Below are 19,229 nucleotides of genomic sequence, written 5' to 3'. Positions count from 1 at the left end.
CCATTTCAGCTCACGCGATGATCTCGGTGAGCATGCCCTTCGGCAGCTCGGGGTCACCGAAATCGTCGAGCGGGCCTCCCGCGGCGTTCTTGCAGCCGAGGGCAGCGCCGATCGTGCCGAGGAGACGGCCGTTGTGCACGCCGTTCACGTCGACGTACTGGCCCGTCTTCAGGTAGCCGTTCGCGCCGCCCACGAGGACGTACGGGACGTCGGTGTACGAGTGGTACTTGTTGCCGAGATCGTTCAGCCAGACCGCGACGCCGAAATCGAGGAGCGATCCGGAGCCGAAATCGTAGGCCGCGAGTTTGTCGAGCAGGTACCTGAACATCCGCGCGTGGATGCGGTCGATCTCGTGGTGGAGCAGGTACGCGCCCTCGATCGGCGGGCCCTCGGAGCCGTCGCTGTCGATGCGGTGCGAGATCTTGTGGAAGCTCTTCTGCCGGACGCCGTTGATGTAATACTCGGTGCTGTCGTTGCCGTCGCCGATCTGGATCGTCGCGGCGCGCGTCGTGCCGCATGCCATCGCGAGGGCGATGATGTCCATCTGCATCCGCGCGACCTTCTCCAGGTTGTCGTTCGAGCGCGCGTCCGGGCTCATCACCTCCATCGCCGCGACCTCTTCCTTCGTGAGCGCGCACTGGAGCCCGATCTCGAGGTCCCGGATCGACTGGAAATGCAGGTCCAATCGATCCCGGTCGGCCTTGCCGAGTTCCTTGCGCGACATGAGCGATTGCATCTGCTCACGCACGAGGTCGTTCACGCTCTTGCGTTGCGCGGCGAGCCGCTTCAGGACCTCGGGGTCGAGGTCCGAGAGGCCGAAGAGCGCCTTGTAGGCGTTGATCGGGTTGTGCTCGGCCGCGCGGATGACCTTCGCGTCGCGGTACGAGAGCACCTCGTTGATGTAGCCGGCCTTCTTGCCCGCATACAACGTGAGGGGCTCGACGCCCGCGGCGTTGAGCTCGCGCGCGATGCGGTTGTCGATCGACTCGCCCATCGCCAACGACTCGTTGCCGACCGGGTCCGTGGAGACCTTCTGCGCCGTGAGGCACTGGTTGCCGCCGCCGGAGTGGCCGCAGCCGTTGCCGGGGAACGCGAAGTTGATGCCCTTCACCAGGAGGAGGCGCGAGGCATACGCGCTGAGCTCGCTGACCGTCCGATCACTCTCGGCGTTCAGCGACTCGGTCGTGAGCGCGCCGGTCTGGCTCGGCCAGAACATCTCGGGCTCGTCGTTGGTCTGCTGCACGACGCCGTTCGCCTGGCGCATGAAGATCGCGAACGGAGGGACGTCGCCCGCGCCGGCCTCGGCCTTGCGCGGCGAGAAGCTCTCGAGGAACGGGAGCGCGAGGGAGACGCCGAAGAGACCTCGAAGCAAATGACGGCGATTCATGGCGCGACCTCCACGGGGCGGCGGGTCGAGAAGGCGTCGGAGGAGATGAGCTCGAGCAGGAGCTCCTTGACGGACATGCCGGTGCGCGAGGCCTCGCCGAGCGTCGCGATGAGCTTGGCGTCCTCGACCACGGCGTCCCTGCCGTAGGCGAACTCGAGCCAGTTCTTCGCGAAGCACTCGTTCGCCTCGCGGCTCTCCGCGAGCAACTGGCTCCACGTGTTGGCATCGCTGAAGTTCACCATGCCGCCGCCGAGCGGGTACGCGTCCGCGGCGTCGACCGGGAAGCCGTTGTCCTCCGACCGGTAACGGCCGATCGCGTCGTAGTTCTCGAACGCGAAGCCGGCCGGGTTGATGAGCGTGCCGTGGCACGAGGCGCCGCACGTGCCCTTGCCCGTGTGGCTGGCGACGATCTCGCGCGTGGTCTTCCCCTCGACGGGCGGCAGCGGCGGGACGTTGTTCGGCGGCGGCGGCAAACGCGCGCAGAGGACGCGCAGGTTCACGAAGACGCCGCGGTGGATCGGGTCGGACGCGCGGGCCGTGCCGTTCGCCGCGAGGAAGCCGGCGCGGGTGAGGATGCCGCTGCGTTTTTCTGCGTCGAGCTCGACCTTGCCGAACTCGGCGCCGTTCGGCGCGTCGACCTCGTAGATGCCCGCGAGCCTGTCGTTCACGAACGCGGTGCGCGAGGTGAGCAGCTCGGTCAAGCCACCCTCCTGCTCGAAGACCACGTCCTCGACGAAGAGCTCGGCCTCGCGGACGAGGTCCTTTCCGATCTCGGGGACGAACTCGGGGAAGACGGCGGGATCCTTGTAGAGATCCTCGAACTTCCTCCAGTCGAAGAGCTGGCGGTGGAACGCGAGGACGACGTCACGCGCCTGCGGATCCGCGAGCATGCGCTCGGCGTGGGTGCGCAGGCCCTCCTTCGTGTCGAGCTCGCCCGCCGCGGCGGCCTCGAAGAGGACGTCGTCGGGCATCGTGTTCCAGAGGAGATACGAGAGCCGCGATGCGCGCTCGTAGGCGCCGAGCGGGATGAGGCCGTCGGGGCGTGGCTCGCGTGTGCCTTCGACGCGATAGATGAAATGCGGCGACTGGAAGAAGGCCGAGAGGACGTGCTCGACACCGGCGAGGAAGGGGTCGCCTTCGATGAGGCTCGGGGCCTCGTTGAAGAGCGCGACGAGTTTGTCGACTTCCTGGCCGGTGAGGGGCCGGCGATACGCGCGCTTGCCGACGGTCTCGATGAAGGCGCGGGCGCGGGCCTCGTTTCCTTGTCCCTCGTCGGCCGGCACGAGCGCGTCGACCTTCGCGGGATCCGAGACGACCAGGGCCGCGAGCTCCTCGGCGGCGCGCTGGTAATCGGCCCACAGGTTCGGCGTGACCGAAAGGACGGCCTCGTTGTTGTCGAAGACGCCGCCGAGCGGGTCTCCGGTGAACGACGCCGAGAATCCGGGGCGCGCTTCGAGGCGCAATACGTCGCGCACCGAGTTTTCCCACTGCGCGTGGGTCAAGCGCGGGAAGGCGCTGCGCTCGGGTATCGATTGAACGGCTGCTTGATCCTCCGACGAGCCGCCGATCGTCCCGACGCACGCGGGCAAGAGACAAGCGAGGACGAGCGCTCCGGCGCGCAGGAGCGTCGGAATGCGGCGCATGACGGAGGAAGGGGCGCTAAAAGTCTCCATGCCGGCCACCTCCAGGGCTTTGGCAATCACGGTGGTATGCCGGGCCTCCACGGGCGTCAACGCGCAAGCACGGCGTCCGATCCAAGGATCTGCCGATTCTTTTGGAGTTCACACGAATTTCGCAATGGCAGAGGATTTTGCTGCCGAGAACGTCCTTGCGGAGGTCTTTACCCCCGGGCGGGGGCCCCTGTAGGCTCACGCCGTGCTTTTGATGAACGCGGTGCCGCGAAGGGCGGCGAATCGCTCGCGATCCACGCGAACGGCGGCGTGGGCCTTCGCGCTCGGGACGCGCCTCGCGGCGCCCCTCCTCGGCTTCGTGGCGGCGAGCGCGCCGGCCTCGGCCTCGGCCGCGGCCGCGGAGCCGGCGGCGAAGAAAATCTTGGCCGTGCACGTGGAGGGCCCGGACGCAGGCTCGGTGCGCGGGGACATCGAGGCTGCGTTGCCCGATCGGATCGTCGTGGCCACGACGAAGGAGTTTTCGGCGGCGCTGCGCAAGGCGGGCCAGTCGAAGCCGCTCGGCGCCGCGATGACAAACACGAAGCAACGTGATCGGCTCGTGCCTCGCGTGCAGCAAGCGGCGTCGATCATCGGCGCGGGCGCGGTGCTCGTGGGCATCGTGCAGAAGGCGCGCGGCGAGACGCGCGTGCACCTCGTGTGGGTGAACGCGGAGGACGACGCGACGCCGGTCGACGCGGCGGTGTCGCTGAAAGGCTCCGAGGACGAACGGAGGAAGGCGATCGCCGCGGCGATCTCGAGCGCGGTCGAGACCTACGCGCCGCCGCCGCCGCCCGAGCCGGCGGACACGGCGGCGCCTCCGCCGGCCGAGACGAAGCCGAAGGTGGAGGAGGAGCCTGCGGCGCGGGTGCGGCATCAGGCGGGCTCGTCGATCGTGTCGGCGGAGGTCGGCTTCGAGATCGGCGGGCGCGTGTTCACGTACTCGGACGGGATCTCGGGGAACCTGCGGCGCTATGACGTGTACGGCGCGCCCGTGGCGGCCGTGGGGGTCGAGGTGTTCCCGGCGGCGATGACGACGGTGCCGGTGCTGCGGGATCTCGGGCTCTCGCTCGGGTATGCACGCGCGTTCGGGCTGCAATCCGCGACGGAGGGCGGCGAGCCGGTGGACACGGTCTACCAGCGGATCACGGCGGCGCTGAAGTACCGGATCCCGCTCTCGCGTCCGACGGGGCCGGTGATTGGCGTGCTCGGCGGCGTCCGGTGGCAGACGTTCGAGATCGACGCGCCCGGCGCGCTCGGCAGCCAGGTGGCGAACGTGGACTACCTGGCGATCCGCGCGGGCGTCGACGGGTGGATCCCGATCGGGCCGGTGGCGGCGATCCTCGGGTTCGAGTGGCTCGAGCCGCTCACGACGGGCGCGGTGTACGAGCGTTTCTCGGGGGCGAAGGTGCACGGGATCACGGCGGCGGCGGGGCTCGCCGTGCGCTTCGAGACGGGGCTGCAGATTCGATTGACCGGCCACTACGACCGGTTCTTCTCGGACTTCGATCCCGTGCTCGGCGACGCGTTCGTGGCGGGCGGCGCGCTGGATCAGTTCTTCGGCGTCCGGCTCGGCCTGGCCTACATGGATTGAGGAGACGATGATGAACGCGCGCTTCTTCCGTATCTGCGTCGCGGCGCTCTCCGCCCCCTTCGTCGTCGCGCTCGCGGCGGGTTGTCCGGGTACGTTGACCGAGGAGGAGAAGGCGATCTTCCAGGGCGGCGGGGCCTGCCCGGATGTGCCTGCGATGCTCGCGGCGAAATGCGGCACGGCGAACTGCCATGCGGCTGGCTCGACGACCGTGGACCTGGCCTCGCCGAACATCGAGTCGCGGCTCGTGAGCGTCGCGGGGACGGAGTCTTGCGGGAGCGTGATCCTGGCGAACCCGATCGATGCGGCGGGCAGCCTGATCTACGCGAAGCTCGTGGATCCGCCGCCGTGCGGGCTGAAGATGCCGCTCGGCGGATCGATGAGTGATCTCGAGATCAACTGCGTGAAGCTCTGGATCGAGAGCCTCGATCCAAACGCGGGCCCCGGCTCGGGGGGCGCCGGTGGCATGGGTGGCATGGGCGGCGCCGGTGGCATGGGCGGCGCCGGCGGCATGGGCGGGATGTAAGAGACGCGCGCACGCGACCAGAAGGCGCCCGCACGCGACCTCGATGACGCGTGCACGTGGCAAAAGACACGTGCGCACGCGACCTGGAGACGCGTGCACACGACCTGGAGACGCGTGCACACGACCTGGAGACGCGTGCACACGACCTGGAGACGCGTGCACACGACCTGGAGACGCGTGCACACGACCTGGAGACGCGTGCACACGACCTGGAGACGCGTGTTCGTGACGAGGAACACGCGCGCACGCAACTTGGAGACGTGTGCACGCAACTTGGAGACTTGTGCACGCGACCTGGAGACGCGTGCACACGACCTGGAGACGCGTGCACACGACCTGGAGACGCGCGCACGCAACTTGGAGACGTGTGCACGCAACTTGGAGACTTGTGCACACGACCTGGAGATGCGTGCACACGACCTGGAGACGCGTGCACACGACCTGGAGACGCGTGCACACGACCTGGAGACGCGTGCACACGACCTGGAGACGCGTGCACACGACCTGGAGACGCGCACTCGCGACTAGGACAATACCTTCGCGGGGGGCCGTCGGATCAGGACGAACGGCTGCACGATGGCTGCGGGGAAGCGTGTGCTCGCGTCGAGCGACCAGCGCGTGAGCTCCTCGGCCGTGGGCTTCTGGAGTTTGCCCGCGCGGATCCACGCGTCGACGGCGGGCACGTCGTTCTTCGCGAGGGCCACGCCGACGTCGAGCAGATCGAGCGCGTCGTCGACGATGATGACGGCGTCGCGCGCGATGTGCGCGCGGAGGTCGCTCCAGTGGACGTCTCCGAGGGTCTCGGCGATTCGTTCCCGCATGATGGCGAGAGCCTAGCTTTTCCTCGGGCTGGTTCCATCGTAGGCCTCTGCCTGCGATGTTGATCCTCCCTGCGATCGATCTCTTCGAGGGCAAGGCGGTCCGCCTGCATCAAGGGCGGTACGACGCTGTCACCGTGTATGACGCGGATCCTGTGGGCCTTGCGGCGAACCTCAAGGGCAAGGTCGACGCGCTCCATGTGGTCGATCTGGAGGGCGCGCGGGAAGGTCGGCCCGTGCAGAAGGAGCTCGTCCGCGCGGTCGTGCAGGCGTTCGGACCGGGGGTGGAGGTCGGCGGTGGGGTGCGCTCGGCCGAGACGGCGGAGGCGTATCTCGCGCTCGGGGCGGACAAGGTCGTGCTTGGGACGGCCGCGATCCAGGATCTCGGGATGGTTCGCGCGCTCGCGGCGGCGCACCCGGGGCGCGTGGTGGTCGCGCTCGATGCGAAGGACGGGTTCGTCGCGGTGGACGGGTGGGTGCGGACGTCGACCCGCACGGCGCTCGACGTCGCGCGGGATCTCGCGGGCGCGCCCGTGGCTGCGTTGCTCTACACGGACGTGGCGCGGGACGGCACGCAGGCCGGGCCGAACGTCACAGCGACTGCGGCGCTCGCCGAGAAGGGAGGGTTTCCCGTGATCGCGTCGGGCGGTGTGGGCACCCTCGAACACATCCGCGCGCTCGCGCGTGTCCCGGGCGTGGCCGCCGCGATCGTGGGGCGCGCGCTCTATGAGCGCGTTTTCACGCTGGAAGAGGCCATCGCGGCGGCGGCCTCCGTTCCCTGACGTACCCGGTTCGGGAGGTGAAACGCCGCGCGCGCCCTTTTCCCGCGGCGATCATCGTGTACCCTTCGCGCCGTGGCCGATCGAGCATCCCCGCCGCGCCCTCCCTCGGGTGATCCCGGGGAGGACTTTCTTTTCCACCTGTATCGCGGCGGCGAGCTCCTGCAGGACAACCGCGTCGTGGAGGCGCGGGTCGAGCTGGAGCAGGCGCTCGAGCTCTCGCCCGCGGATCCGAAGGGCCAGGACCTGCTCGGCGCCGTCTACTTCCGGCTCGGCCTCTACCCGCGGGCCATCGCCCTCTACGAAAAACTCGTCCAGGCCTACCCGGAGTCCCTCGAGCCGCGCGTGAACCTCGCGCTCTGCTTCTTGAAGACGGGGCAACCTGCGCGGGCGCGGCAGGAGCTCGAAAAGGTGGTCGCGCAGCAGCCGGGGCACCTGCGCGCGTGGGGGTACCTCGGCCTCGCGCACCAGGCGCTCGGCGATCCGGATCGCGCGCTCCATGCTTTTACGCGCGGCGGCCACGAGGCGATGGCGCAGCGGCTCATGAACGCGACCGGAGCGACGCTGAACGGGCAACGCAGGCCCTCGCTCCCGCCGGGCTCGTTCCAGGAGCTCGATCGCACGATGGACCTCACGCCGTCGAGCGCGCTGCCGCAGTCGCTCTCGGCGGGCTGGGACGCGCTCCTCGCCGCCGCGGACGCGGGGCCCCCGCGCGCCACGCCGACGGCGAACACGACGACGAACAACACGGCGAAGTCCGACTCGCCGCCGCGCGGACCGCTCTCGCCGACCGATCTCGGCCGGCGCCACACGCTGACGTTCCCCGCGGAGGGGAAGATCGTGGCGCACCCGGGCGGCGTCTTGCTCGTCGCGGCGACGAGCGGGTTTGCCGTGCGGCCCTCGCTCGTCCGCTCGATGGCCTACACGAGCGGTCTACGCCACAAGCCGATGATGCGAAGGATGCGCGGCAAGTCGCTGGAAGAGCCGCTCGGGGGCGAGGGCGACGCGCTCGTCGAACTCGAAGGGCGCGGTGATCTCGTCCTCGCGCCGCCGCCGGAGCACGAGCTCGTGCCGATCAGCTTGGAAGAAGAGCCGCTCTACCTGCGCGAGGATCTGCTCGGTGGCTTCGAAGGGGCGATGAGCTACGAGAACGGCCGCATGCCTGTGGGGGACAGCGAAGCGGTCGGGATGGTGCAGCTCCGCGGCCCGGGGACGCTCGTGGCGCGGCTCAAGGGGCCGATGCTCGCGCTCGACGTCCGCGAGGGCAAGAGCACCGCGCTGCACGCGCCAAGCGTCCTTGGCTGGATGGGGCGCGTGATCCCGCGGGCGCTCCCGCCGAACGAGGCGCCGGCCGGGGTGAAGAGTTTGGTCGTCTTCTCGGGCGAGGGCACGGTGCTGCTCCATGGTCGCTAGCGGCTCGAAGGTGGACAAGGCGTCGCTCCGGAAGATCAAGGCGGCGCGGCGCAAGACGCTCTGGGAGGACGCGCGGAACGTCCCGAACCTCCTGACGTTCGCCCGGATCATCATGATCCCGGTCGTGCTCATCCTGCTCGGGCGCGGCAGCCCGCACGACTGCTTCTGGGCTGCGGGCGTCTACGCGCTCGCGGCGATCACGGACATGCTCGACGGCTGGCTGGCGCGACGGCAAGGCCTCGTCAGCGTGCTCGGCAAGTTCCTCGATCCGCTCGCGGACAAACTCATCGTCACGGGCACGCTGGTCTGGCTCGTCCCGATGGGGCGCATCTCGGCGTGGGCGGTCGTGCTCTTGATCTCGCGCGAGATCACGATCACGGCCCTGCGCTCCATCGCCTCGTCCGAGGGCATCATCATCGCCGCGGGCGAGGGCGGCAAGACGAAGACGGCGCTGCAGATGATCGGGATCGTGTGCCTGATCCTCGGCTACCCCTACTGGTTCACGATCGGCATCTTCGACTTCGGGGTCGTCGATCTGGTGCACGTCGGGCGGCTCTTGATCTACACGTCGCTCGTCTTCTCGCTCTGGAGCGCGGGCCGGTACATGAGCCTCTTCGTGGATGCGATCGACGCGAAGAACAAGGCGGCGTACGAGGGACCGGAGCAGGCGCGGGAAAAATGATAAGAGAGCCGGCGTGATTTCACGCCGTATCTTCCCGGGGTTCGTCCTGGTCACGCTCGCCGCGGGCCTCGCCTTCGCCGCGTGTTCGAACCAGAGCGTCGGTCAGGCTTGCAGCATCGACAACAACAACAGCGACTGCGAGGATGGCCTCGTATGCGTGTCGAAGACCGAGTTGCTCGGCTCCTCGGATATCTGCTGCCCACCAACGGGCAGTGACGAGCCCGCGTGCACGCCCGGGGCGCTCACGGGCGGCGTCGGCGGCGCAGGCGGCGGTACTGGAGGCACGGGCGGCACCGGAGGCACGGGCGGCACCGGAGGCACGGGCAGCGGCACCGGCGGCACCGGCGGCACCGGAGGCACCGGCGGCGTGGGCGGTATGGGCGGCACCGGCGGCATGGGCGGTACCGGGGGCAGCGGAGGCTGAGTCCCCGCGCGTGCCGACGTGACCGAACCCCAGGTATCGCCGTTCGCCCCGGGTGATCTCGACACGCTCGCGGGCGCGCCCGGGCCGATCCGCGTGGCGGGTCGCGTCCTCGACGTCGTGGGCGACGAGATCGTCCTCGCCGACGCGTTCGCGCGCGTGACGATCACGCTCGCCGAAGGCTCCCTCGCGCCGGCGGATCTCGCGATCGTCGAGGCCTCGTTCGTCGCGGGGAGGCTCGCCTGCGGCCGCGTGGTCGAGCGGCACACGCCGAACACGCCGAACGTCTCGCAGGGCGCGGCGAGCGAGGCGCCGGAGACCGAGACCGAGCGGCTCGTGTTTCGCGGCGTGGGGCGCGCGCTCCGGGCGCGGGCGGAGGCGCTCGCCGAGGTGCGATCGTTCTTCGTTCGCCGGGGGTTTCTGGAGGTCGAGACGCCCTCGATGGTCCCCTGCCCCGGCCTCGATCTGCACCTCGACGCATTCGGCGTGGGGTTCGGGGCGCAGGACGCCGAAGGCGATCCGAAGCCCCGAGCGTTGACCACGGGGGCACCGGAAGGTCGCCCGCTCTGGCTCATCACGTCGCCCGAGTACCAGATGAAGCGCCTGCTCGCGGGCGGCGTGCCGCGTTGTTTCCAGCTCGCGCGGTGTTATCGCCGCGGCGAGATCGGCAGCCGCCACAACCCCGAGTTCACGATGCTCGAGTGGTACCGCGCGTTCGCGCCGATGGACGCGGTCGTCGCGGATACGGAGGAGCTCGTCCGGTCCGTCGTGTCGAAGCTCGCGGGGACACGCGTGATCGAGGTCGAGGGGACACGCGTGGATCTCTCGGCGCCGTTCGAGCGGATCTCCGTCGGCGAGGCGTTCGCGCGGTACGCGGGCACGAGCGCGGACGAGGCGATCACGATGGCGAGCGAGGACGAGGACCGCTTCTTCCGGCTGCTCGTCGAGCACGTCGAGCCGAGCCTCGCGCGCCTCGGCCGGCCGGTCTTCCTCGTGGAGTACCCTGCCCCGTTCGCCTCGCTCGCGCGCCTCTGCCCGGCCGATCCACGTGTCGCCGAGCGCTTCGAGCTCTACGTGGGCAGCGTGGAGGTGTGCAACGGCTTCGGCGAGCTGACGGATCCGGTCGAGCAACGCGCGCGCTTCGAACGGGATCAGGCGCAGCGACGCGCCGAGGGCAAACCCGTCTATCCGATCGACGAGAGGTTCCTCGCGGCGCTCGCGGAGGGCATGCCGCCCGCGGCCGGCAACGCGCTCGGGATCGATCGGCTGGTCGCGCTCGGGCTTGGTGCGCGCGCGATCGGCGACGTCACGGCGTTCCCGTACGCGTGGTTGTGAAGACCTCCGCGCCGAGCCGCGAGGCGCTCGCCGCCCTCGAGGGCAAATACGCCGAGATCGCTGCGCTTCGGCGCGCCCGGGATCGCGGCGAGCCCCTCCCCGCGCGGGCCGTGTTCAAGGCGCTCGCCGAGCGCTTCCCGGGCGCGCTGCACGAGCTCGACACCTTGCCGCTCGACGTCGTCGACGCGCGCCTCGCCGCACTCCAAGCGGCCCTCGCGGGCGGCGTGATCGAGCCGTGGATGGCGTGGATGGCGAGCTACCACGCGCTTCTCCGCGCGGGCCTGCATATCCGGATCCGCACGACGAAGGACCGCGCGCGTGGCGGCGAGCGGGCGAGCGAGCTCGCGGCGGAGGCCTCGGCGCACGCGGGCATCGAGATCGACGTGACGTTCGTGCACGCGATGCTTCGCCCGCCGAAAGGCCGGCTCGTCGGCGTCGTGTACGCGCGCCTCGAAGCGCTCTTCGGCGAGCCGGCCGCGTCGATCCGCGCGACGCTCTTCCCGCGGCTCCGGGATCGCCGCGCCCCGGAGACATCGGGCGTCGACGAGGCGTGATAGCCTCGGCTCGATGAGCGAGCCGGCCGAGAACCTCTACGCTGCTCCCGAGGCGACCGCTCCGCCGAAGCCGCGCGGCAAGACGCTCGTCGACAACCGGATCCTCCGCTTCGTCTTCTTCGGCTTGATGTACTTGGCGCAGGGGATCCCCTGGGGGTTTCTCGCGGGCGGCTACCGCGTCTTCCTGATCGATCGCGGCCTCAGCAACGAGGCGCTCGGCACGGTCATGGGGATCGCCTACCTGCCCTGGAGCTTCAAGGTCTTCCTCGGGCCGCTGCTCGATCGGTACCGCGGCGGCCGGTTCGGCCGGCGGCGCCCGTTCATCCTCCTCGCCGAGATCCTGATGGGGTTGCCGCTCCTCGCGCTCGCCGCCGCGGATCCGAGCCGGCTCGGCGTGATCAACGTGCTCTTGTTCGTCCACAACTCGTTCGCCGCGCTCCAGGACGTAGCGTCGGACGGGCTCGCGGTGGACATCCTGCCGGCGAACGAGACCGGGCGCGCCAACAGCATCATGTGGGCCGCGAAGATCATCGGCGTCTCGATCGGCGCCGGCGGCGCGAAGCTCGCGAAGCACATCGGATGGGAAGCCACGTTCATCGCGATGGCCCTGCCGGTGTGGGTGATCATGCTCGTGCCCCTGCTCGTGCGGGAGCGACCCCGCAGCGAGAGCACCGAGCTCGCGCCGGAGGGCAAGCGGCTGAACCTGAAGGAGCTCCTCCGCACGTTGCGGTTCTGGCCGGGGCTTGGCGGGTTCGTCATCGGCTTCTGCGCGCCGGCGGGGTTCGCGCTCGTCGGCACGTTCACGACGCGCCTCTACCGCAAGGATCTCGGGCTCTCCGAGGAGGCGCTCTGGGCGCTCAGCAGCTTCGACGCGCCCGCGGGCGTCGTGGGCTCGCTGGTCGGAGGCGCGCTCGCGGATCGCTTCGGCAAGCGGAGCATCATGGCCGTGAGCATGCTCCTCATCGGCATCGTGATGGCGACCTTCGGGGCGCACCCCGAGCTCTGGCCGCGGTTCGGCTTCCTCGTCGCGTACCAGACGGCGCACCAGTTCGCGTACTGCATGTACAGCGCGGCGGCGCTCGGGTTTTTCATGACGATCTCGAACCCGGCGCTCGGCGCGACGCACTTCACGGCCTACATGGCCATGACGAACCTCTGCTACTCGTTCACGGCGTGGTACGGCGGATGGATGGCGGATCGCATGGGGTACTCGCGCGCGATCTTCATCGCCGCGCTCGTCCAGGTCGTGGCGATCCCGCTCTTGCTCCTCTGCAATCCCAAGAAGGCCGAGGCGTACTTCCGCGGGGAAAAAGACACGCAGGCTGCAACGCCGGTGTGAAATCCTCTGCGTACGTTCTGCCGCGCAGAGCACACACGGCGAACAATTCGCACGTCACGTGAACGGACACATTTCGTAACGATTCGGCCGTTGCGGCGAGGCATTTGTTCGGCATACATCGATGCCTCACGCAGGACGAACAATCGTTCGAGGTGAAAACGAATGCGTAGACGATGGACGTGGCTGTTCGCCGCGACGCTCTCGGGAGCGGCGCTCGCGGCAGGGTGCGGCGGGGACGACGAGAATCTCGGGCTCGCGTCGGGCCCCGGCGTCGGGGGCGGCGCAGGACAAGGCGGGAACGGGCAAGGCGGGAACGGACAAGGCGGCATGGGCCAGGGCGGGCAAGGCGGCGGCGGGCCCAAGGGCCCCGTCGATCTGCGCGCCGACGTGAACCGCAACGGCACGATCGATCTCGACGATCCCACGGAGGATCAGGGCGAGGACACGTGGGACGCCGCGCACGGCGCGATCTTCCTCGCCAACGTCGACGATGATCAGGACCAGTGCCCCGCGGGCGGCCAGAACGACGCGCAGCTCATCGGGTGCAACGACGCCGCCGACACGGTGGTGAACGGCGAAGATGATCTCGCGGATCTCGCGCGGATCGTGGCCGCACCGTGGCCGGAGGCCTACGCCGACGCCTCGGGCACGCTCACGGTGAGCGCGCCGGAGCAAGTGCGGCTCTTCCGGAAGACCGAAGCCGGCGCGTTCGAGCTCTTCGATCCCGCGACGAAGCTCGGCCAGGCGGATCTCGCGGCCGGCGTCGAGCTCGCGATCGAGGCGCGCGACATCGTGCGCGACACGGCCGTATGGGACGGGTTCGTCGACGTGTCGCTGACGGTGACGGGCACCGATCCCGCGGGCACGCCGATGCCGGAGGCGAAGGACACCGTGCGGCTCCGCGTGGCGCCGGTGCTCTTCCGCCACCACCTTGATCCCGCACGCACGATCTACGCGGCGAACGTCCAGGGGGACGCCGCGTCGACCGCGTTCCGCAACGACCTGAAGGCGGCCATGCAGACGGCGGGCCTCGCCGAGCCGCTCTACGAGCACACGAGCTCGGATCAGTGGACGCAGGACTACTTCGAGACCGCGTACACCTCGATGCCCGGCGCGGACGGCAAGCAACACGTGATGCACGTGAACTTCCGCTCGGCGAACCACACGGGCAGCCTGCGCAGCGCCGGGCGGATCGTGTTCGCGCTCCGCGGCAAGGACATCGCCGGCCTCGCGCAGTTCGATCCGCAGCACTCGAACGGGATGGATTCGCTGAACTCGTTCGGGAACCTGGAGACCGTGCCGCCGTTCACCCACAACGGGAAGAGCTACCCGAACGGGCGGGTGCTGCGCGGCTCCACGCCCACGTACTACCCGGACAAGAGCTTCGATCGCATGGTGAGCGCGCAGAACGCGCAGCCTATGATCAACATCGACACGGAGTGGCTCCTGGTCGGGCACGTCGACGAGACGACGACGTTCGTGAAAGCCAACACGCCGCGCGGCTGGGCGCTCGGCCTGAACGACGCGGCGCTCGCAAAGACGATGCTCGAGGAGGCAAAGGCGGCCGGCCACGGCAGCGTGCGCATGTTCGTCGGCAAATACTGGTGGGGGAACTCGCCTGCGGAGGTCACGATCGACGAGGTGCTGAACGATCCCGACGTGATGAACGAGAGCGCGTCGTCCGCGGTCGAGGTCGCTGGGCAGCTCGAGGTGCTGAAGCAGGAGACGGGCATCACGGACGCCGAGATCATCCACATCCCGTTCTTGCACCAGCCGGCGCAGGGCTACTCGGTCGCCTACCAGCCGGGCACGGTGAACGGCATCTACCTCTCGGACACCGTCTTCGGCCCGCCGAAGCCCCACGGCCCGAACATCAACGGGCAGGACATTTTCGAGGCGCAGCTCGTCGAGGCGTTCAAGCCTTACGGCATCACGGTGAGCTTCATCGAGAACTGGAACCTCTACCACCGCAACGACGGAGAGGTGCATTGCGGATCGAACACGACGCGGGTCGTGCCGGAAGCGAACCCCTGGTGGGAAGGTGCTCTATGAAGGCGAAGCGTGTCTTGGGGATCGGCCTCGTCGCAGCGGGGCTCGTGCTCTCGGCGCTCACGGGCGCAGCGAACGCGGCCGATGGCGTGTGGATCGGGCCGGAGCGGCTCGCGGCGCAGGATCGGGCGACGCTCGTCCAGGCGATCGGCGTGGCGCGCCGCGAGAACCCCGCGGCGTTCGACACGCTCGCGCGGCTGCGGGAGGACATGCCCGCGCTCGACGCGCAGAAGCGTGGTCGTTACGTGCCGGTCGCGGCCATCCTGAAGGGCCTCGGCAAGGACGCGCTCCTGCCGATGCTGAACGAGCTCGCGATCGAGGCGAAGCCACGCGGCGACATGCCCGACGACGCGTGGCACGCGTGGCGCGTGGGCCTCGTGGAGGCCGTGGGCTCGCTCCGGGACGGCCGCGCGGCGCCCGTGCTCTTCGCGATCATCGACACGACCGAGATGCACACGGATCTCGTGCGCGCCGCGGCCTCGGCGCTCGGCAAGCTCGGCACGGACGCGGCGGCGCAGAAGCTCGTGGCGCTGGCGAAAAAAGAGGGACCGAAGCAGAAGGGCGTGCTCGCGGGGATGGGCGATTGCCGAAGGCTCGTGGTGGCCGAGGCGCTCGCGTCCACGCTGCTCGCGCATCCGGACGCGGAGACCGCGATCCTCGTGGCCCGATCGCTCGGCGACGTGGGCTCGGCGTGGGCCTGGAAGACGCCCATCATCGCGGCAAGCGGTGAGGAGGCGGCCGTGCGCGCGACCGCAGCGCAGGCGCTCGTGACCTCGTACCTGCGGTACGAGACGGACGCGCGCGCGGCCATCCTGAAGGCCGTGCTGATGGTGGATCACGCGTCGACGCCGGATCTCGCGGAGGCCGCGAAGCGCGGCGCTCGCCCGGGGGATCAAGCGGCGCTCGATGCGCTGATCGAGCGGTTCAGGAACAGCCCGCTCCGGCGCTGAACGATCCCTGGGCCGCTGCGCTGGGGCGTTGCCCCAGGCCCCACCCGGGGCTATCCGCCCCTGGACCCGGACCAGCCAGGGGCTGGACCCAGGCTCGATGAACTGCGCTCCGCGCAGCTCATCGAACAGGCCCGGTCAAGACCGGCAGCGGCGTGACCCACCAAGACAGCCGCGCTGCGGGTTCGGCTGGCAACCTGGGTTCTTCGTCGGCCTGTTTGAAAAACTGCGCGGAGCGCAGTTTTTCAACCCCCGGTCCAGGCTGTGCCTGGTCCGGGGTCGAGGGGGCGGACAGCCCCCCGCGGGGTCCGGGGCAGCGCCCCGGCGCGGCGCTACACGCCTTGCGTGTCCGCGCCCCAGATCACCTTGTGGAGCTGGACCTGCACGCGCACGAGCAGGGCGTCTTCGAGGACCCAGGCCACGAGATCCTTCGGCGAGAGCTTACCCCACACCGCGGAGGCGAGCAGCGTGCACCCGAGCCGCGAGAGCTCGCGCTCGCGGATCACGTCGCGCATCCATTCGTAGTCGGCGCGATCGGACAGCACGAACTTGATCTCGTCGCGCGGGCCGATGTGCGCGAGGTTCGACCAGCGGTTTCGATGGCTCTCGCCGCTGCCGGGTGCTTTGAGGTCCATGATCTTGTGGACGCGGGGATCGACGCGCGAGACGTCGGCCTCGCCGCTCGTCTCCACGAGGACCGTACGCCCCGCGTCGCAGAGCTCTCGCAAGAGCGGGATCGCGCCGGGCTGCAGGAGCGGCTCGCCCCCCGTGAGCTCGACGAGCGGCGTGCCGAACGCGAGCGCCTTCTCCCGCACCTCGTCGCGTGGCATTCGTTTTCCGCCGTAAAAGGCCTGCGTCGTGTCGCACCAGGCGCAACGCAGGTTGCAGCCGGTCAGGCGCACGAACGTGCACGGCAGCCCGGCGAACGTCGATTCGCCCTGGATGCTCGAATAGATCTCGTGGATGACGAGGGTGTTTTCCTTCACGGCCGGGGGGACGTTCTTACCCCGCGGCCCCGCCCGCGCCAGGCCCGCCGCGAGCCCGAGCGCCCGGCGAGCCGAGCGGGCCGTGCGTCGTGACGCTCCCGGAGCCGATCCGATGCGTGGCGCCGTCGCTCCCGATCACGCGGAGGTAGCCCTCGCGATCGATGCCCGCTGCCGTGCCCGAGACGCCTGAGACGTCGATAGGGACGCGGAGGAGGACGTCGCGGTGGTCGAGTTCGGCGAGGAAAGGGTCGAGCCCGTTGGCCTCGAACACGCGCGCAGCGTGGCCGATCTCCGCGAGCAAACGTGCGGCGATCGAAGACCGGTCGAGCCCACGTGCGCCGAGCGCGTGGAGCGAGGTCGCGCGGGTGGCGAGCTCCTCCGGGAACGAGGCGGCATGCACGTTGAGCCCGATGCCCGCGACGACGGCGTCGAGCGTGCCGCCGCGCAGGGCCGTTTCGACGAGCAACCCCGCGAGCTTCTTGCCGTCCACGAGCACGTCGTTCGGCCATTTGACGCCGGCGCGCGCGCCGCTCGCCGCGCTCGCCCCGAGCACCTCGTCGACGACCCGTGCGACGCAAACGCCGAGGACGAGCGCGAGCGGAGGCAACGCCTGCGGCGCGAGCTTGGGGCGAAGGACGACGGAGAGGTAAAGGTTTTCCCCGGCCGGCGAGTGCCACGTGTGGCCGCTGCGGCCGCGGCCCTGGGTCTGCGCGTCGGCGAGGAACGCAGCGCCGTGGGGCGCGCCTCCGGCCGCGGCGCGACGCGCGTCGTCGTTCGTGGAGGCGGTGACGGAGGCGACGACGACGGGCCGGCCGATGATCGCGCCGAGCCGTTCGAGCTCGGCCTCGATGCGGAGAGGATCGAGGTCGTTCAAAGCTGAAAGTCGAGCCCGATGTCGGCCGCGGGCGCCGAGTGCGTGAGAGCGCCGACGCTGATCACGTCGACGCCGGCGAGCGCGAGCTCCGTGATGCGCTCGAGCGTGATGCCACCGGAGGCTTCGAGGATCGGGCGCGGCGAAAGGTCTTTCGCGCGGGCGACGGCGCGGGCGACGTCCTCGGTCGAGAAGTTGTCGAGCAGGATCACGTCCGCGCCCGCCGCGATCGCCTCTTCGAGTTGCACGAGCGAGTCGACCTCGACCTCGATGCGCGACGTGTGCGGGGCGTGCGCCCTCGCGCGCTCGACGGCGCGGGAGATGCCGCCGGCCGCGACGATGTGGTTGTCCTTGATCATCACGGCGCTGCCGAGGTCGTTGCGGTGGTTGATCCCGCCCCCCATGCGGACGGCGTATCGCTCGAGCACGCGCAGGCCCGGCGTGGTCTTGCGCGTGTCGGTGATGCGCGTCCGCGCGCCCTTCGGGACCGCGTCGACGTAGCGGCGCGTGACCGTCGCGATGCCCGTCATGCGCTGCACGAGGTTCAGCGCGGTCCGCTCCGACGCGAGCACGGCGCGGGCCGGCCCGCGCACACGCCAGAGCGTCGTGCCCGCGGGCGCTTCTTTCCCGTCGGGCACGAGCGTCTCCACCACGCAGCGCGGATCGACGCGCGTGAACACGCGGCGAAAGACCTCCGCGCCGCAGGCGATGACGGCCTTGCGCGCGACGGCGGCGGCGTCGGCTTGCGTCTCTGCATCGACGCAGGCCTCGCCGGAGAGATCTCCGCCGGCGAGGTCTTCTTCGAGCGCGCGATCGACGATGGCGTCGAGGAGGGGGGGAGCGATCATCGGGCTCTTCTTACCACCGGAGCACGGCCGCGCCCCAGGTGTAGCCGCTGCCGAAGGCGGCCGTCAGCACGGTCGAGCCCTCCTTGATGCGGCCCTCGGCGACGGACTCGCTGAGGCCGATCGGGATCGTCGCGGCCGTCGTGTTGCCGTACCGCTCGATGTTGTGGACGACCTTCTCCTGCGGCAAACCGAGTTTGTCGGCCACGTACTGGTTGATGCGCATGTTCGCCTGGTGCGGGACGAACAGGTCGATGGTGCTGATGTCGATGCCGGCTGCGGCGAGCGCCTCGCGGCTCACCTCGGGCATCTTCTCGGTGGCCCAGCGGAAGACCTGCTTGCCGATCATCTTCGGGTACTGCTCGCCCTTGTCGAGCATCTCGTGCGTGATGCGCGGGATGTGCTTCGACGCGGGCGCGGGGATCCAGAGATCCTTCGCGCCCGTACCATCGGCGTGCAGGTGGATCGAGACGAGGCCGCGATCGTCGGACGGGCTCGGGCCCACGAGGGCCGCGCCCGCGCCGTCGCCGAAGAGCACGGCCACGTCGCGGCCACGCTCGGTGAACTCGACGCCCGTCGAGTGCACCTCGGCGCCGACGACGAGGATGTTCTTGTACGCCCCGACGCGCACCCACGCGTCCGCGACGCTGAGCCCGTAGAGGAAGCCCGAGCACTGGTTGCGCACGTCGAGCGCGGGCACGCCGGGCAGGCCGAGCTTCTCGCCGAGGAAGCAACCCGAGCCGGGGAAGAAGTGATCCGGGCTGAGGGTCGCGAAGATGATCATGTCGACGTCGGAGACCTTCCGACCGGCGCGCTCGAGGGCCATGTGCACGGCCGGCACGGCGAGGTCGCTCGCGCCGATGCCGTCGTGCTCGATGAAGCGGCGCTCCTTGATCCCCGTGCGCTGCTGGATCCACTCGTCGCTCGTCGGCATCATGCGAGCGAGGTCGTCGTTGGTCACCACCTTGGTCGGCACGTAATGGCCGACGCCCAGAATCGCTGAACGCATGCCTGCGCTC

The 19,229-nt window shown here is 69.8% G+C and carries 18 protein-coding genes; 11 read left to right on the top strand and 7 right to left on the bottom strand.

Annotation, left to right across the window (positions count from 1 at the left end):
• Window positions 1–10: 10 nt before the first annotated feature.
• Window positions 11–1,387 carry a DUF1552 domain-containing protein gene (locus tag POL67_RS18995; protein ID WP_271918984.1) on the bottom strand — a complete coding sequence of 459 codons (1,377 nt, stop codon included), beginning with the start codon at window positions 1,385–1,387 and terminating at the stop codon, window positions 11–13.
• Window positions 1,384–3,060 (bottom strand): DUF1592 domain-containing protein, encoded by a 1,677-nt coding sequence (locus POL67_RS18990; protein WP_271918982.1) that lies wholly within the window; start codon window positions 3,058–3,060, stop codon window positions 1,384–1,386. Before POL67_RS18990 ends, POL67_RS18995 begins: the two co-directional genes overlap by 4 nt.
• Before the next feature lie 202 nt (window positions 3,061–3,262).
• On the opposite strand from POL67_RS18990, the gene POL67_RS18985 reads away from it, so the two are divergent.
• Together POL67_RS18985 and POL67_RS18980 are read left to right on the top strand one after the other, a co-directional pair.
• Complete coding sequence (locus tag POL67_RS18985) at window positions 3,263–4,648, top strand: hypothetical protein (protein WP_271918981.1); 1,386 nt, start codon at window positions 3,263–3,265, stop codon at window positions 4,646–4,648.
• A 7-nt stretch (window positions 4,649–4,655) separates the two neighbouring features.
• Window positions 4,656–5,171, top strand: coding sequence for a hypothetical protein (locus tag POL67_RS18980; protein ID WP_271918979.1), 516 nt, complete (start codon window positions 4,656–4,658; stop codon window positions 5,169–5,171).
• Between the two features lie 524 nt (window positions 5,172–5,695).
• Here the strand turns inward: POL67_RS18980 and POL67_RS18975 are convergent.
• Window positions 5,696–5,992: a DUF2288 domain-containing protein gene (locus POL67_RS18975; RefSeq protein ID WP_271918977.1), complete on the bottom strand. Its 297-nt coding sequence runs from the start codon at window positions 5,990–5,992 to the stop codon at window positions 5,696–5,698.
• Window positions 5,993–6,048: 56 nt separating this feature from the next.
• On the opposite strand from POL67_RS18975, the gene POL67_RS18970 reads away from it, so the two are divergent.
• From POL67_RS18970 to POL67_RS18930, 9 genes are all read left to right on the top strand, one after another.
• Entirely contained in the window at window positions 6,049–6,771 is a 723-nt protein-coding gene (locus tag POL67_RS18970) for a HisA/HisF-related TIM barrel protein (RefSeq protein ID WP_271918975.1), read from the top strand.
• 72 nt (window positions 6,772–6,843) lie between these two features.
• Window positions 6,844–8,181: a tetratricopeptide repeat protein gene (locus tag POL67_RS18965; protein ID WP_271918973.1), complete on the top strand. Its 1,338-nt coding sequence runs from the start codon at window positions 6,844–6,846 to the stop codon at window positions 8,179–8,181.
• The gene (gene pgsA / locus POL67_RS18960) at window positions 8,171–8,863 is read left to right on the top strand and encodes a CDP-diacylglycerol--glycerol-3-phosphate 3-phosphatidyltransferase (protein WP_271918971.1); all 693 of its coding nucleotides are present in this window, start codon (window positions 8,171–8,173) and stop codon (window positions 8,861–8,863) included. Before POL67_RS18965 ends, pgsA begins: the two co-directional genes overlap by 11 nt.
• Window positions 8,864–8,876: 13 nt before the next feature.
• Window positions 8,877–9,287 carry a hypothetical protein gene (locus POL67_RS18955; protein ID WP_271918969.1) on the top strand — a complete coding sequence of 137 codons (411 nt, stop codon included), beginning with the start codon at window positions 8,877–8,879 and terminating at the stop codon, window positions 9,285–9,287.
• Window positions 9,288–9,305: 18 nt separating this feature from the next.
• Window positions 9,306–10,619, top strand: coding sequence for an EF-P lysine aminoacylase EpmA (gene epmA, locus POL67_RS18950; RefSeq protein ID WP_271918967.1), 1,314 nt, complete (start codon window positions 9,306–9,308; stop codon window positions 10,617–10,619).
• Window positions 10,616–11,173 (top strand): hypothetical protein, encoded by a 558-nt coding sequence (locus tag POL67_RS18945; protein WP_271918965.1) that lies wholly within the window; start codon window positions 10,616–10,618, stop codon window positions 11,171–11,173. The genes epmA and POL67_RS18945 overlap by 4 nt, the downstream gene beginning before the upstream one ends.
• Window positions 11,174–11,186: 13 nt before the next feature.
• Complete coding sequence (locus POL67_RS18940) at window positions 11,187–12,512, top strand: MFS transporter (protein ID WP_271918963.1); 1,326 nt, start codon at window positions 11,187–11,189, stop codon at window positions 12,510–12,512.
• A gap of 162 nt (window positions 12,513–12,674) precedes the next feature.
• Window positions 12,675–14,564 carry a protein-arginine deiminase family protein gene (locus tag POL67_RS18935; RefSeq protein ID WP_271918961.1) on the top strand — a complete coding sequence of 630 codons (1,890 nt, stop codon included), beginning with the start codon at window positions 12,675–12,677 and terminating at the stop codon, window positions 14,562–14,564.
• Window positions 14,561–15,511, top strand: a complete 951-nt coding sequence (locus POL67_RS18930) for a HEAT repeat domain-containing protein (protein ID WP_271918959.1) — start codon at window positions 14,561–14,563, stop codon at window positions 15,509–15,511. The genes POL67_RS18935 and POL67_RS18930 overlap by 4 nt, the downstream gene beginning before the upstream one ends.
• 329 nt (window positions 15,512–15,840) lie before the next feature.
• On the opposite strand, the gene POL67_RS18925 is transcribed toward POL67_RS18930, so the two are convergent.
• From POL67_RS18925 to POL67_RS18910, 4 genes are read right to left on the bottom strand one after another with little or no spacing between them, the layout of a single operon-like run.
• Window positions 15,841–16,494, bottom strand: a complete 654-nt coding sequence (locus POL67_RS18925; RefSeq protein WP_271918958.1) for a radical SAM protein — start codon at window positions 16,492–16,494, stop codon at window positions 15,841–15,843.
• Window positions 16,495–16,510: 16 nt separating this feature from the next.
• Window positions 16,511–17,368 (bottom strand): biotin--[acetyl-CoA-carboxylase] ligase, encoded by an 858-nt coding sequence (locus POL67_RS18920; RefSeq protein ID WP_271918956.1) that lies wholly within the window; start codon window positions 17,366–17,368, stop codon window positions 16,511–16,513.
• Window positions 17,365–18,213 carry a carboxylating nicotinate-nucleotide diphosphorylase gene (gene nadC / locus POL67_RS18915; RefSeq protein WP_271918954.1) on the bottom strand — a complete coding sequence of 283 codons (849 nt, stop codon included), beginning with the start codon at window positions 18,211–18,213 and terminating at the stop codon, window positions 17,365–17,367. The genes POL67_RS18920 and nadC overlap by 4 nt, the downstream gene beginning before the upstream one ends.
• 10 nt (window positions 18,214–18,223) lie before the next feature.
• Window positions 18,224–19,219, bottom strand: a complete 996-nt coding sequence (locus POL67_RS18910) for a 3-oxoacyl-ACP synthase III family protein (protein ID WP_271918953.1) — start codon at window positions 19,217–19,219, stop codon at window positions 18,224–18,226.
• Between the last annotated feature and the right edge of the window lie 10 nt (window positions 19,220–19,229).

This window comes from Polyangium mundeleinium, assembly GCF_028369105.1.
Lineage (GTDB): Bacteria > Myxococcota_A > Polyangia > Polyangiales > Polyangiaceae > Polyangium > Polyangium mundeleinium.
Note: the sequence above shows the minus strand (reverse complement) of the source record. Positions and strands in the feature narration are given on the sequence as shown.